Below are 13,490 nucleotides of genomic sequence, written 5' to 3' on the forward strand. Positions count from 1 at the left end.
CATTGCTGCCCGTCCGACTTGCATGTATTAGGCCTGCCGCTAGCGTTCATCCTGAGCCAGGATCAAACTCTCCATCGTAAATATGTGCGTAGCTACTCGAAAGTAACTACTATGTTTTTAGCACGATTTGTGCTTTACTATTCTGCCAATACGCCAAAGAACTGATCCCTGTTTGATAAACTCGCTCACCGTTGTGCGCTGTTTCTATCGATTTGGGACTGCAAAGGTAGGGCGACATTTAGCTTTACGCAAGCCCTAGACTGAAAATAATTTAAAAATCTTTTTCCATAAATGGGTAACTCACTGAACGTGGGGAAACTAAGGTTTCTTTTATTGTTCGCATCGATACCCATCTCATCAAATTAACCGCTGATCCAGCCTTGTCATTGGTGCCGGAAGCCCGAGCACCACCGAAAGGCTGCTGCCCAACGACGGCTCCAGTTGGCTTATCGTTGATGTAAAAGTTGCCGGCTGTGTTCACCAGCTTTGTAGTTAGCTCCGTAATCACATTCCGGTCTTTGGCCAGAATTGCACCCGTCAACGCGTACGGTGACGTAGTATCGATCAGGTCTACTACTTCATCTAGCTTCGCATCGTCGTATACGTAGACTGATAGTACAGGCCCGAACAACTCATCACACATGGTTTGATATTTCGGGTCGCTTACTTCAATTACGGTTGGTTCAACAAAGTAGCCTATCTCGTCACTGTAATTCCCCCCCGCTACAATCGTTTGTCCATCGGCTTTGGCTTTTTCGATGTAGCTCGTGATCTTTTTAAACGACTTCGCATCGATGACCGCATTGAAGAGGTTGCTGAAGTCTTCTACGCTTCCCATAGTCTGTTTGGCGAGTTCTTCCTGCAACTGTTCTTTAATTGCTGGCCACAAGCTGGCAGGTACGTAGGCTCTGGAGGCTGCCGAACATTTCTGCCCCTGATATTCGAACGCACCCCGAATCATAGCCACAACAGACTCTGTGACATCGGCTGTGTTATGAACCAGGATATAGTCTTTACCACCCGTCTCCCCTACAATTCTCGGGTACGTCTTGTAGTTACTTATGTTTTCACCGATTGATTTCCAAATAGTCTGGAAAACGCCGGTGCTTCCTGTGAAGTGAATTCCGGCAAAGTTGGGATGTTGGAAGATCACCTCACCAGCTTCAGGGCCATCAACATAGATCAGGTTGATAACGCCATCTGGTAAGCCGCTTTTCTGCAACACTTCCATGATCACCTGGGCTGAATACGCTTGTGTGTAGGCCGGTTTCCAGACAACTACATTTCCCATCAGAGCGGCCGATGTAGGTAAGTTTCCGGCAATGGCGGTGAAGTTGAATGGTGTTAGTGCGAATACAAATCCTTCCAACGCTCTGTATTCCAGTCTATTCCATACCCCCGGTGGTGAGTAGGGTTGCTGCGAATAGATCTCGGTCATATAATGGACGTTGAACCGCAGGAAGTCGATGAATTCACAGGCTGAGTCGATTTCGGCCTGATACGCGTTTTTCGACTGGCCCAACATTGTTGCGGCATTGATTTTTGCCCGATAAGGACCGGCAAGCAGATCAGCAGCTTTTAGAAATATACTGGCCCGCTGTTCCCAAGGCATTGATGACCAGTTTTCGCGAACTTGTAAGGCAGCGTCTATTGCCTGTCGCACATGGGATGCATCACCTTCATGTATATAGCCCAAGGTGTGTGCGTGCTCGTGTGGAGGCGAAACCCGCACCTTGTTGCTACCGAATACCGCCTTCCCGTTGATGCACATGGGCAGATCCTGCTCTTCCGATTTTGCCGCTTTCAAGGCGTCCTGAAGGGCTTTACGCTCTGGTGAGCCAACCCGATATTCTTTTACCGGTTCGTTCTGGGGCTGGGGTACACCCGTAATTCCGTTTATCATCGTTTTTAGTTTGTCTCCTACAAACTTAACAAATAGCTACCCTGTAAGCGTTCTCTCATAACTCGGTATGATGAAGCTAGACTGATTTTCGCTTTCAGTTTCAGGGGCTTTACTCCTAACTTGCAACCACTTTCTTGCTACTCGCTGCTCATGACCTTTTACAGTACAAATAATTCGGCCAACGTTGTCTCTCTTCAGGAAGCGCTGTTTAATAGTCTTCCCCAGGATAAAGGCCTCTACATGCCTACCTCTATTCCACAGTTACCGGACGGATTTATAGATGGTATCACCAACCAGTCGCTGGCCGAAATTGCGTATAAGCTGACCAAGCTCTGGCTACATGATGATCTTACTCCTGCTCAGATCGAAGAACTGGTTACGTATGCTTTCCCTTTTGACACCCCCCTAGTCGAACTCGAAGCTGGTCGGAAATATGTTCTTGAGCTTTTCCACGGGCCCTCTTTAGCTTTTAAAGATGTTGGGGCACGCTTCATGGCGGGCCTGATGTCCATTTATTCAGCTACACAGTCTCGCGAGGTTCATATTCTGGTTGCCACGTCTGGTGATACAGGTGGGGCTGTTGCGATGGGTTTCCATAACGTTCCTGGCGTGCGGGTATCCATTCTGTATCCGAAAGGCCGGGTTAGTCAGCTTCAGGAAAAGCAGTTAACAACACTGGGCGGCAATATTCACGCGTTTGAGGTCGACGGGTCTTTTGATGACTGTCAGGCGATGGTTAAAGCTGCTTTTCTGGATAATGACCTTACCAAAGCATTTTCACTCTCCTCTGCCAATTCGATCAATATTTTCCGCCTTATCCCACAGAGCTTTTACTACTTCCGGGCGCTTGCTCAACTACAGGCTGATCATGCGCCGGCTGTCTTCTCTACGCCTAGTGGAAACTTCGGCAATTTGAGCGCAGGTGTGTTGGCCTGGCGTATGGGGTTACCCGTTCAGGCGTTTGTTGCAGCGACTAATTTGAACAAGGTTGTTCCCGATTATCTTTCCTCTGGACAGTATGCCCCTATGGCATCGTTGGCTACGCTTTCGAATGCGATGGACGTTGGGAATCCAAGCAATTTTGTGCGACTTCAACGTCTTTTCGAAGAAGACTTTGATCAACTGAGTAGCCTTGTTTCTGGCGTTTACTTTACTGATGATCAGACAGTTGATGAGATGATAAAGTTACGCGACAGATATAATTATATCGCCTGCCCACATACAGCAGTTGGTCTGCTTGGCCTAGAAAGTTATCAACAATTGCATGTGGATAACTGCGGTATAGCGTTGGCAACTGCTCATCCAGCCAAATTCAGCCCAGTTGTGGACACTATCTTTGGCCATTCTGTCGACGTACCTGAGCGCTTAGCCGTACTGGCTCAACGCGAGAAACATGCTATTGCCATTCCAGGTACGTTCGCTGCTTTTAAAGAGTCCTTGCTTGAGCTAGCTTAGGATTATTTATACACAAACAGCAACGGGCCGGTCCTTCGATATGAAGAGTCGGCCCGTTGCTATTTTCTTTAATTCAAATTCCTAGTTGATCTGATCACCACGCAGCTGACGGAGGCGTTTGCGGGCATCTGCAGCGAATAAACTGCCTGGGTACGTTGTCAGGAACTGTTGATACAGCTTTAATGCCTCTACGGTGTTCTTTTTACGCTCATCGGTAAGTTTAGCCATTTCATATAGCGCATCGTCGCCTAATATGTCTAATGGGTATTTATCAACAATCGTTTTCAAGTTGGCAATTGCCTCGTCGATCTTCCCCTCTTTCATGTAGATCTTCGATTGAAGCCAGATTAACTCATCTGCCAGCGTATGCTTTTCGTACTTTTTCAGCATGCCATTGATCTGGCTGGTAGCCTCGTCAAGCTTGTTCTGGAACAGCAGCAGATCAATAGCCGAATATTCCTTCATTGCCGCTTCAGTACTATCCAGACCGGTGTTATCCAGAATAAGCATACTTAGCTGTTCGGCGTCGTTGGCTATTTCACGCGTTGTGGCCATTTTCAGCACGTCCAGAACGCCTTTTGCCAACGTGAAATCACCCCGGTAATAGTGTAACTTGGCGTTCTTCAGTTTTGCCTCGTAACCCAGCAAATCATCCTTCTGTGACTTCTCCACTTGTGAATAAAGCAGGGTCGATTCCCAGGGTTCGTTTTTTAGGAGATACACATCCCCTTTATCCAATTTACACTTATCCACAAATAGTGGATCACTTTTCCCCATTGTGATCGCTTTATCCAGCATAACCAGTGCTGAATCTTTCTCATCCAGGTAGTTGGCGTAGAGGTTTGCCGAATTACGGAGGGCATCCAGCGTTTTGGGTGTAATCCCAACATCGCTCAACACGCGTTGGTAATCGTAGATGAGTTTCCTGATCTCAGCCTTTTCGATTGGATACACATTCTTCACCTGTTCTTCCCGGGCATTGATTATCATCCGTCGGGCGTAGGGGTAGAACGTTCCTTGTGGATAAGTTTGAATGATGTACTCGTATGAGTCGATAGCAGTCTTATACTCCCGGTTTGTCATTGCCAGTTGGGCCAGTTCAAACACTTTTGCACCTGATAGTTTGAGGCGTTTGTCCATTGCCTTCTCTTGTAATAACGCCCGACTGAATTTTTGCTTCTGGAGATAGTACCAGGTCAGCATTTCGTTGGTAGCGATCGACTCGGGTTCTTTCTGCACACGCTCGTAGAGCACAGTTTCCAACAATGCCTCCTCTTTCGTGTTGATAAGTGCCTGATAAGCGCCTTGGACGCGCTCACGCTGGTCTGGTTTCTGCGATAACGGTAGTAGCGTTTCTATCCACCGTCTGGTATCTCCTTTGCCGCGGTATAAGGTGGCTAAATCCTCCGCGTGGAAGGTTGGATCTTCTGTAAGCTGTTGGCCCCTCTGGTAAGCCTGAATGGCCCAATCTGACGAACTTATTTCCTCAAATAACTCGCCAACACGGGCAATCTTCATTGGATCGCTCTTCGACGCCTCATACACCTGACTGAATTGTTTCTTTGCAGTTAGGGTATCACCTGCTTCTTGGGCATTCTGTCCGATTAATAGCAGGGCATATGTTTTTAGATTGCCCTCTGCCTTGGCCCACCTCTTCAGTTGCCGATCGGCCTCGTCTGCTTTTTTGGATTTTTTCAGACTAACAACGTACCTGTACACTGTCTGCCAGGCTGGCCCGCCATTTTCTTCATTCTTTCGAACTTGTTTTCCATATTCTGCGGCAGCTTTTTCGAATTCTCCATTTTTGAAGTACTCGTCAGCCAAGTCCTGCTCAGATTGACCCCACGATAGCTGGCTGACCAAAAGCAGGAACCCCAGCAAAATCTTTCCACAAGCCCTATTTTTCATTTTATAGTTTTGGTTTCTAAACCTTTTTAATGTCTCTATTATACCTGTGCATAAGTGAACAACATGGTTCTCCACTAAAATCTATGCCAAGTGTGAATAAGATGTTAAGGTTATCCACGAGGTTATCCATGCTATTTTGGCGTTCCTGACGTTCGTTTAACGCTTCCCTACAAGTTATCAACATTTCCCACAATTAGCCAGGGTTCATTTGTGGATTAGGTCTGTCCACATTTCTGTAGACTTATAACTTGTTCGGGAGCCGTTCATAACCGGGCCGTTCTACACACTATCTGCTGTGGATAACAACGAATTGTGAAGAACGCTTCTTTCATCCACATTACGGTTTCTCACTATATACTGTTATCCACATTTTCATGTACGTTTTCCACTCCATTCTCCACAAGAAACTGGCGAAAAATATAGTTTTCATTGACCTTTTCTAATACGATAAATTGATATCATCGGACTCAAAGTTCTGCTTAATCAGGATGACGCCCGGATAATACACAATTGGTTCGGCCGCAACACGTTGTTCATACCGCCCAGTATTCCAAACTCCGTTGTTATTCGTATCGATGATTAGCCGTAATCTGTATTTTCCTGGCTTAATGTTTTTCAATTCGTAAACAGGTACGTTCTTAAGCCGCTGTATTACAGCCTTTCTGTCATCAATCAGTTCCAATATATAATTGGGCTCTTTTGTAGTGATTCTGCCACGCAGCACACCGAAATTCTCAGGGTCAAGAATTGGGTACGTAATTGTTGTAGCCGTAATGGTATCGCCCAACATGCTCTCGAATGCATCCTTATTCAACTTGATCCTGATGAACTTGCGAGCCTTAGTCATTACTCTGGTAGATAATTCTGTCTGCTGCTTCCCAGTGGTGGATGTAAATGAACTAAGATCGGCAGATGAAAGACTATCGATTGAGAATTGAATGCGTTTCTCATTTACCTTCCCTATTGGCTTATTGAACAGGAGCTTCCATGTAAAGTTTGGCTCTACAGCTTCGTTTGGGACTGGGTCGGGTCTATATGTGAATTCTTCTGGTTTTTCCCGTTTGCTTTTCTGCCGGAAATTGATCGTGTGTCTGAGCGTGTTCGACAGGCCCAACGAGTCAACAGCCGTCAGCAAAATTGATAAGGTATCTGTTGTTTCCTTCGTTCGAAAGAACTTGATTTGATTGATTGCCGGCTGAGTGGATGGTAAACTATCCTTGGTATCCCGGAATTTAACACTATAGGACTCTATTCCTTTGTTTAAATTCAGCGTATAGCTGTCCGATCTTGAGTCGGTTCGTTGTATCCGTATGGGGGTTGTGTTCTGATCGAAGAGCTCTATAGCTAGTCCATTTACCGATTTATCAAGCTTAACCCGTTGCTTAAGGAAGCCAATATCTTCGCCATTCGGATTGAACAGGAAATTGTTATTCTTGTCTGTAAATGATAAAACGTCGTATTCACCGGCTTTAACGTTTTCGATTATAAATCGTCCCGATGTGTCGGTTTTTGTGTAATAAACGGGCTTATTTCGTTGTGCATCAAGTGTGTCACGTGGTGCATACAACCCGACTAGTGCCCCTTCAACAGTGGTTCCTGTTGTTACGTTTGAGACAGTACCACTCAAACTCAGGGAGTCTAATTGATTTCCTGTACTAAACACCAGCTTCAAATTCGTTGCTACGTTTCGCTCACTGGCATCTTTAATTCCATCTGTGAAACTGATCGTATACGTTGTACTATCCTTCAAAGGTTCGTTGAAGATCAATACTACACTTGTTGGCTTCGCCCTGTAGTCGAACGTTATGCCACTTCCGGGTGTGATAATTGTTTTTTGCGGCAGATTTTCAGCGTTAATGTATTCATTGAAGAAGAGTTCAACCTGCTTGGGTTTCACATTCTTAGCCCGCATTTTCGGATTGCTATCGATCAGCTTCGGGGCTAATGTATCTTTCTTGCCACCGGGTGGCTGGGCAATCTGCGCGCAATTGCTGGCAAAAATGGCGATACACAGCAATAAGAAAACGCCCCACAAAGAGGGCGTTCGGTAAGCGTTTGATTTCATTTTATTAGAGTTTCCTGAATACATAGGTGAGGCTTGAATAATTGCCTGTTTTGCTGGCGGCATTATTGGACCGCATACCGTTCATTACGCTTTCGAGATAATTGATTTTTCCGTCCCGATGCTTCGTACTGAGCATGGCAATATAATACGCATCGAAACGCATGGGTAAGCGCTTTTGGAGTTTTAGACCGTACGTTTCAATTAGAGCTGTCAAAACAGTTGGCGTGAAGTGATATAAATGTCTGGGTACGTCGTAAGCGGCCCAATTCGGACCATACATAGCCGCATCTTTCGAAGCAGGGTTGGGTACTGCAATTACGAGATGTCCTCCTGTTTTAAGTTTTTCAGTCAGCATGCTCAGCGTCTGTTTCAGATCAGCCACATGTTCCAACACATGCCATAACGTAATAACGTCAAGTTGAGCCAGACTCTTTATCTCGTCATTGTCTTTTAAGATTTTTTGGCTGACCCGTTCGCCGGCAAGCCGCCGAGCATCCGGGTCAGGTTCGAAGCCAGTAATTGCCCAGCCTTTCTCCTGACATTCTTTTATGAACGCTCCTGTGCCACATCCGTAGTCAAGGAGTGCCCCTACCCCACCGTTCATTGATCGGATCCAGCTTTCTTTCTGGCTTAATGCATAGGAGCGAACGGTTCGATAGATGGTGTCGATTACTCCCTTCTTTGTGTCATCATGGGAGATATAGGTATCAGATTTATAGTATGATCCGATTGTTTCGACAGTGGGACGAGGATTTGTAAAGAACAACTGGCACTGATCACACTGCTGAATGGCAAACTGTTTTTGGCTGACTAACTGATCCTGACAGGTCAGGTACGATGTAAACAACGTACCTGTACATGCCGGACATTCCTGTAATTCTTCCACGATTAGCGACCCATGTAAACTAACAAAATAGAAATGTCGGATGGGCTTACGCCGCTTATCCGTGTTGCCTGACCAATGGTTCTAGGTCGAAGTTTCTTAAGCTTTTCCCGCCCTTCGAACGACAGTGCTTTCACTTTATCGAAGTCGAACATAGGTGTGATCTCTAGCGATTCCCACTTAGTCAACTTCTCAGCGTTCTGCCGTTCACGGCTTAGGTAATCGTCGTATTTGATCTCGATTACTGCTTGCTCTAGCGTTTCATTACTGAATGAAGCAGGGACAAATTCACCCGATGCGCCTATCAGTTCAAGCAATTGCCTAACATCTACAGCGTCAATTTCCGGCCGTTTGATTAAGCTTAACACGATCGATTTTTCACGCAAAGGAGCAGAGTTCCGGGCGATAAGCCAATCGTTTACGTCTTCTGGACGGAGTTTCGCTCGTCGGAAAATAGTGGTCAATTGTTCTATTCCAGCTTTCTTTAGCCGCATAGATTGCAACCGATCGTCGTCGGCTAAACCGATTTCATATCCTTTTTCTGTTAACCGAAGATCAGCGTTATCCTGCCGGAGTAACGTTCTAAACTCGGCCCGCGACGTAAACATCCGGTACGGCTCTTCGGTCCCTTTCGTAATCAGGTCATCGATTAGCACACCAATATATCCTTCTGATCTACTGATCGTGAACGGTGCCAATTCGTGCGAATTACGATGGGCGTTGATGCCCGCCATTAGTCCCTGACAGGCGGCTTCTTCGTATCCAGTTGTTCCGTTGATCTGCCCTGCAAAGAATAAGTTGGCTATCAACTGCGTCTCCAGCGTTTGCTTTAATTGCGTTGGTGGAAAGAAATCATACTCAACCGCATAACCGGGCCGGAACATTTTCGCCTTTTCGAAACCCGCAATTCTGGTTAACGCTCTGTACTGTATGTCTTCGGGTAACGATGTCGAAAAGCCATTAACGTACACCTCTACTGTGTTCCAACCCTCAGGCTCCACAAATATCTGATGTCGGTCTTTGTCTGCAAATCGGTTGATCTTGTCTTCAATCGACGGGCAGTATCGTGGGCCTAACCCTTTGATTCTGCCCGTAAACATTGGTGACCGTTCGAAGCCTTCCTTTAAGATATCGTGTACAGCCTCATCGGTATAAGTAATCCAACACGATCGTTGTTTAGTTAAGGAAGGCGTATTTGTGTATGAAAATTTGCCTGGACTTTCGTCGCCAAGCTGTTCTTCCATTTTTGAATAATCGAGGCTTCGTCCATCTACGCGCGGAGGCGTACCTGTCTTCATTCGGCCCGATTCAAAACCTAAACTGATCAACTGTTCCGTTAGTCCCGTGGCTGAACGTTCGCCGGTTCGTCCACCACCGAATGTTTTCTCGCCAATAAAAAGACGCCCGTTCAGGAATGTACCGTTTGTTAGTACAACAGATTTAGCCCGAACTTCTACCCCCATGGCTGTTTTCACGCCTGTCACACGGCCATCTTTTACGATAACTGCGTCGACGGTATCCTGCCAGAAGTCAACGTTTGGGTTCCTCTCGAGGGTATCCCGCCATTCCTGAGCAAATAATTGACGGTCACTTTGGCATCGAGGGCTCCACATAGCTGGACCTTTCGATCGGTTCAACATCCGAAATTGAATCATCGTTTTATCACTGATGATCCCAGATTGTCCACCTAAAGCATCTATTTCACGAACAATCTGCCCTTTCGCAACGCCGCCCATCGCTGGGTTGCACGACATTTGGGCAATTGTTTGCATGTTCATCGTGATGAGCAAGACACTGGAACCCATTGTTCCGGCTGCATGTGCGGCTTCACAACCTGCATGCCCTGCACCTACTACGATAACATCATATTCATTAAACATTGGTGAAAATTTAAAAATGTTCCACGTGGAAACTTTCACAAAAACATGGAAAGCCAGTTCAATTACTTCGTAAGCTTCTGCAAATAACGATTCGACTCACGCTTGTAGAATAAGTTATAAGCGGGCGAAACAGTTCGCAGTGCTTCAACCTGGCGTGATCGACTCTGCGAATCGGGAACGATAAACGTGGGTTGACTAACTGCATGCTGCTTCGCTGCTTCGCCTTGCCGCTTAGGATCTTCCTCCTGTTGGCGAAGTGCTTTCTCTGATTCTAATAAACGAGTTAGAATGTCTTTCTGACGGTTATTAACAACCGGGTTAAGGCGCTTATTAACAAGATCCGTCTCTGTTTCATCCATCTTCTTCATCAAATCCTGAACCTGCTCGGCTTGTTGTTTACCTGCTTCAGTGCCTTTCGCTTTATCCTGAAGCTCCTTAAGCATGTCGCGAAGTACGCCCTGTTCAGCAGCTAAACGAGAAAGCTCTTCCGACAAAGCACGCCCTTGCTTTCCTCCCTGAGAGAGTTGCTGAATACGCTCATTCAATTGTTGTTGCTTTTCACCAATGCCCGGCGATGGCTGATCACCCTTGCTCTTCCCCTTACTCTTCCCTGAACCAGGCATCGCCATAGCGTTCATCTGTGCCTGCATTTGTTTGAAAGCATCATTAAGCATAAGCGACAGATTATTGATGGAAGTCATAGACGATTGCTGACGGGCAGATGCCATACTGAGTCTACGCTCTTTCAAAAACCGTGAACTCTCATCCATGTAATACCGCATATTCGTTAGCTCACGAGTCACGAAGGGCTGAATTTGAGGTTCCCGAGAGGCGAGCGAATTAAGACTATCTTCAAGAACCTTCGCATTATCCTGAAGACGAATCTGCTCCTGAGACAATTTAATCACTCGTGGATCCTGAAGGCTCATGCTTCTGAAGTCGCGCATCAATCGCTCTTGGGTAAAAGATAGCGTGATCAGATTATCAAGCAGATTCCGGAGGTCATCAAGGTTCTCGCTCATGCTCTTCATATCCTGACCTTCCATCGACTCTTCCATCGACTTCGCCATGTTACGCATTGATTTTGCCGTTTTCTTCTGAGACTTGGCTGCGTTCTTTTGTTCCTTCTTATCAAGTTCTTTCTTTGACTCATCCATCTGCTTCTCGATCTCCTGCTGCTCCTCTTTCTGTGGATCAGGAGATGAAAGCTTATCTTTCTCAGCTTCCTGCTTCAACTTATCTAGTTGTTCCTGAAGCTTCTTGAAGTCTTCTTCTGCTTTCTTCTGCTCTTCTTTTTGTTTCTCTAGGGCGGCAGGGTCTTTCTTGGCGTCTTCTTTTTCATTCTTCTCAGCCAGCTTTTCCTGTTGTTCAGCCTGCTTCTCCAACTCTTTGATGGCGTTCTCGGCCTTCTGATCCTGCTGCATCTGCTTAAACATTTTTAAAGCTCGATCAAGCTCTTTCTCCAGATTACGCTCTTTCCGATTCAGTTTATTCATCAGCTCAGACGCACGCTCGTCCTGCTTTTTCTCCATCATTTGCTTCAACTCTTCATATAGCTTTTTCGATTCCGGGTCCTGCATCTGATCAAATAGCTTTTGAAGCTGCTCCAGTTTCTGCTTCATCGCTTCCTGTTGCTGCGGGTTCATGCGCTGCTGGGTATCGTTCGTTTTCTTAAACTGCTCCTGCAACTTCTCAATCTCGTTCATCAACTCATCCCGTTTTTGCAAAATGTCCTGGAGTTGCTTCTTGTCCTGAAAATCGGATGACTTTTTCGTGCGCATCCGTTCTTCTAACTGAGTTAATTCTTTCTTGATGGCCTGCGCTGTTTTCATCGCTTCGTCCATCTGCTGTTCAGTTTTATCTGCCGATTCTTCCACCTGCTTCTGCAGCTCATCAAGCGAAGGAACAGCAAACGTCATTACAGAAGAGCGGGTTGTTTTAGGGCCGTGAACGCCATCATTATCGGCTACCTGAACGTAATAATCCAGCTTATCATTGGGTTGAAGCTTAAGGCTATCAAGGCTCCAGTTATACACGTAGTTCTGAGATGTAGTCGAGGTGGTAATTGGAATAGACCGCGTGAACGATTGTTTCGTAGCCTTATCAGCCCGGGTGACTGTGGCAACCAGTTTTAGGTTTGAAAAGCCATAATCATCCGTTATCAAGCCATAAAGGCCGATGTAATTGTAGGTGACAGAGTCTTGCGTTTTCTGGAGATTAATCTGAGGAAATCGGTCAGGAATGACTTGGATAGAGTAAGTCAGGTCTCCCCCATTTCGGGCGTGGCGGTTCATCAGGTTTAGTGAATACGTACCTGACTGCGTTGCCCGATGCGATAAACCGAACGCGTTATCTTCAACCTGAGAGGCCCGTACGGTACCGCCCGGCGCAAACTGAACTGCCAGCGAATCGGCATGATCGGCCAGGAATTTCCACTGTATAGATGTGCCTTCGGGTACCAGCAAATTTCCAACGTTTGACAGTTGCTCTGCGGGCTTTCCCAGGTAGGCTGGGTACGTTAACGATACATCAAACGAAAGTACCGAAGGCCGGTCAAGTAATTCGAGTTGATATGTCTGCGAATTGAAACCCGCCGCTGAAACTTGAAAATCAAGGTCGCGCTGTACGTTATCGAACGTGTAGGCATAAGCGTTTTTGCCCACGTTTTCGAGCTTGAAGCGCGTGTCGTTCAAAACGAGATACACGGCATCGGGAACGGCATCCCCTTCAAGATGGAGCTTAAGTGTAAAATCTTCGTTGCGAAAAGCTTCCAGACGCTTCGAATCGAGTACAAACCGAAAGGGAGCTTCCTCAACAAATTCTTTATCGAACTGAACGATTCGAGACGAGCTTTTGGTAAAAAACGCCGGGTACAACAGCAGGATACCACCAATCACTGAAGCTGGAATAAGCGCGTATTTGATAAAGCGCCGGTTTTTATTCAACTGGATCGCCGATGAAAAACGGGTGATCAGCAATTGGCTTGAGCGTTGCTCAATACTTGCTTTCAGCAAATCGCTCTGTGCGTTCGTCAGGTTCCGAAGCTGAAGCGTGTTCAACAGCTTATCCCCTATCTCGGGGAAGAACTGGCCAATTTGCTCGGCTGCCACTTCATCGGAAATTGGTTTACGAAGACCGTATAAGCCCATTAGCGGCTTCAGTACGTAGCCATACATACCAGCCAGAAATAGCCCCACATAGCTAAACAGCATGAAGGCACGCACAGGCGTGCTGAACCGGCCATAATACTCGACAATATTCAACAGCAGGTACGTTGCCAGAAGAATGCCCAGGAAGAGCAATGAACCTTTAATCAGCTGATTCTGGAAGTACCGGCGTTTGTATTCGTCGATCTGCTGCGTTAATGCGGAAAAAGAAGATTGAGTGACCATGAGT

7 protein-coding genes and 1 rRNA gene are annotated in these 13,490 nt (G+C 46.4%); 1 reads left to right on the forward strand and 7 read right to left on the reverse strand.

Features of this window, described 5'->3' with window-relative positions:
- Positions 1-78, reverse strand: a 16S ribosomal RNA gene (locus tag J2I46_RS16500); the annotation flags it as partial.
- A 193-nt stretch (positions 79-271) separates the two neighbouring features.
- Entirely contained in the window at positions 272-1,903 is a 1,632-nt protein-coding gene (pruA, locus tag J2I46_RS16505) for an L-glutamate gamma-semialdehyde dehydrogenase (protein ID WP_207330161.1), read from the reverse strand.
- A gap of 150 nt (positions 1,904-2,053) precedes the next feature.
- On the opposite strand from pruA, the gene thrC reads away from it, so the two are divergent.
- On the forward strand, positions 2,054-3,358 hold the full coding sequence (thrC, locus tag J2I46_RS16510; RefSeq protein WP_207330162.1) for a threonine synthase: 1,305 nt from the start codon (positions 2,054-2,056) through the stop codon (positions 3,356-3,358).
- An 81-nt stretch (positions 3,359-3,439) separates the two neighbouring features.
- Here the strand turns inward: thrC and J2I46_RS16515 are convergent, their stop codons facing one another.
- From J2I46_RS16515 to J2I46_RS16535, 5 genes are all read right to left on the reverse strand, one after another.
- Positions 3,440-5,266 (reverse strand): tetratricopeptide repeat protein, encoded by a 1,827-nt coding sequence (locus J2I46_RS16515; protein WP_207330163.1) that lies wholly within the window; start codon positions 5,264-5,266, stop codon positions 3,440-3,442.
- Between the two features lie 439 nt (positions 5,267-5,705).
- Positions 5,706-7,331: an Ig-like domain-containing protein gene (locus J2I46_RS16520; RefSeq protein WP_207330164.1), complete on the reverse strand. Its 1,626-nt coding sequence runs from the start codon at positions 7,329-7,331 to the stop codon at positions 5,706-5,708.
- Positions 7,332-7,335: 4 nt separating this feature from the next.
- Positions 7,336-8,217 carry a class I SAM-dependent methyltransferase gene (locus J2I46_RS16525; protein WP_207330165.1) on the reverse strand — a complete coding sequence of 294 codons (882 nt, stop codon included), beginning with the start codon at positions 8,215-8,217 and terminating at the stop codon, positions 7,336-7,338.
- A gap of 2 nt (positions 8,218-8,219) precedes the next feature.
- Positions 8,220-10,094: a tRNA uridine-5-carboxymethylaminomethyl(34) synthesis enzyme MnmG gene (gene mnmG, locus J2I46_RS16530; RefSeq protein ID WP_207330166.1), complete on the reverse strand. Its 1,875-nt coding sequence runs from the start codon at positions 10,092-10,094 to the stop codon at positions 8,220-8,222.
- Positions 10,095-10,156: 62 nt separating this feature from the next.
- Positions 10,157-13,486, reverse strand: coding sequence for a DUF4175 family protein (locus tag J2I46_RS16535; RefSeq protein ID WP_207330167.1), 3,330 nt, complete (start codon positions 13,484-13,486; stop codon positions 10,157-10,159).
- Positions 13,487-13,490: the final 4 nt, after the last annotated feature.

The organism is Fibrella forsythiae (genome assembly GCF_017353175.1).
In the GTDB taxonomy this organism is placed as follows: domain Bacteria; phylum Bacteroidota; class Bacteroidia; order Cytophagales; family Spirosomataceae; genus Fibrella; species Fibrella forsythiae.

Bases quoted from the DNA above. Each gene is read 5' to 3' on its own strand.
- J2I46_RS16520 (WP_207330164.1), bottom strand. From the start codon at position 7,331: ATGAAATCAAACGCTTACCGAACGCCCTCTTTGTGGGGCGTTTTCTTA.
- J2I46_RS16535 (WP_207330167.1), bottom strand. From the start codon at position 13,486: ATGGTCACTCAATCTTCTTTTTCCGCATTAACGCAGCAGATCGACGAA.
- thrC (WP_207330162.1), top strand. From the start codon at position 2,054: ATGACCTTTTACAGTACAAATAATTCGGCCAACGTTGTCTCTCTTCAG.
- J2I46_RS16515 (WP_207330163.1), bottom strand. From the start codon at position 5,266: ATGAAAAATAGGGCTTGTGGAAAGATTTTGCTGGGGTTCCTGCTTTTG.
- pruA (WP_207330161.1), bottom strand. From the start codon at position 1,903: ATGATAAACGGAATTACGGGTGTACCCCAGCCCCAGAACGAACCGGTA.
- mnmG (WP_207330166.1), bottom strand. From the start codon at position 10,094: ATGTTTAATGAATATGATGTTATCGTAGTAGGTGCAGGGCATGCAGGT.